Source organism: Anaerostipes butyraticus (genome assembly GCF_016586355.1).
GTDB lineage: Bacteria > Bacillota > Clostridia > Lachnospirales > Lachnospiraceae > Anaerostipes > Anaerostipes butyraticus.
In genome coordinates this window covers 1-330 of record NZ_BLYI01000040.1, presented here as the reverse complement: position 1 = coordinate 330, position 330 = coordinate 1, and the positions used below count along the sequence as shown (strand labels likewise).

Sequence of the window (330 nt, the reverse complement as noted above, 5' to 3'; positions counted from 1 at the left end):
CATAGAAGTAGGATCTTTTATTCTTTACCGCACTGTGTGCACTGACAACAAGCGTCTCCCGCAGTAAAGCGTTTCCTTTTCGGGTCTTGCCTGACTTTCGCTTTTTCGCACTCTCGTTATCGCCCGGACATAATCCAGCCCATGAGGCCAGGTGGCCATCGCTGGGAAACCGCTCCATGTCCGTGCCAAGGACCGAAATGATCGCCTGTGCGCTGGTATTTCCAATGCCGGGGATATCCTGGATCGCTTTTGCGGCCTGTTTTTCCTGCGGTTTCATGAAGTTATCAATATCATCATCAAGTTCGCTGATGATGGCATTGAGTTCATCCA

At 50.3% G+C, this 330-nt stretch carries 1 protein-coding gene; it reads right to left on the bottom strand.

Features of this window, described 5'->3' with window-relative positions; all coding sequences use genetic code 11:
* A partial coding sequence (locus tag JMF81_RS09150; RefSeq protein ID WP_201311153.1) for a transposase occupies positions 1 to 330 on the bottom strand: 330 nt, incomplete at both ends.